Source organism: Gordonia sp. IITR100 (genome assembly GCF_002009645.1).
In the GTDB taxonomy this organism is placed as follows: Bacteria; Actinomycetota; Actinomycetes; order Mycobacteriales; family Mycobacteriaceae; genus Gordonia; species Gordonia hongkongensis.
Window position 1 is genome coordinate 1 of sequence record NZ_MVKV01000053.1, and the last position, 608, is coordinate 608.

Consider the following 608-nt stretch of genomic DNA (forward strand, 5'->3'; position numbering starts at 1 on the left):
AGCTACCGTGAGAACCCGGTCCCCGCAAACGCTGGAACCAACTAACCGAGCCTCCAGCAAACCCGGGGCGATTCAAGTCGCTACGACTCGCGGTAGTACTAGGTTGGCCGACTGTTTAGGCCAGTGCGAGGAACAGTTTCTCAAGCTCCGCTTCCGTGAGCGGTGGCTGCTCGCCATCTTACGGTCGCGATGCATTGACGCATCCCTGATTAGTCCGGATGGTCCACCGCCAGTCCGGGAACTCGGTCTCGAGCCGTTCGATCCGCTCGGCCGACAACCGGCCCTTGCGGTAGTCAGCGCTGCGGCTCTGCACCCAGGTGCCGATCGCGAATCCGTCAATGACATCGCGCCGGCGGGCGTTGCTGGTGCCGTACACCGCGACGTAGCGGTGCAGGTGCTCGAGCCCGGCCTCGAACCGCCCATCGCCAATAGATTCAGCCACGACAGCTCACGAGTGTGTTCGACGTTGCCGTAACGGGAAGACCGCGCTCAAGTGCGGTCATCACTGGAATGTAGCGCGGCGAACCCCACCTAGTGTCCTGAGTCATTAATTTCCGTTCGGTTGTTAGGCTAGGGAATGGCAACCCGGGGTCCGCGAGCAGTGGATA

1 protein-coding gene is annotated in these 608 nt (G+C 61.7%); it reads right to left on the minus strand.

Annotated elements, in window-relative coordinates:
* Window positions 1–178: 178 nt before the first annotated feature.
* Entirely contained in the window at window positions 179–442 is a 264-nt protein-coding gene (locus tag B1818_RS23845) for a helicase associated domain-containing protein (RefSeq protein WP_004022477.1), read from the minus strand.
* Window positions 443–608 lie beyond the last annotated feature (166 nt).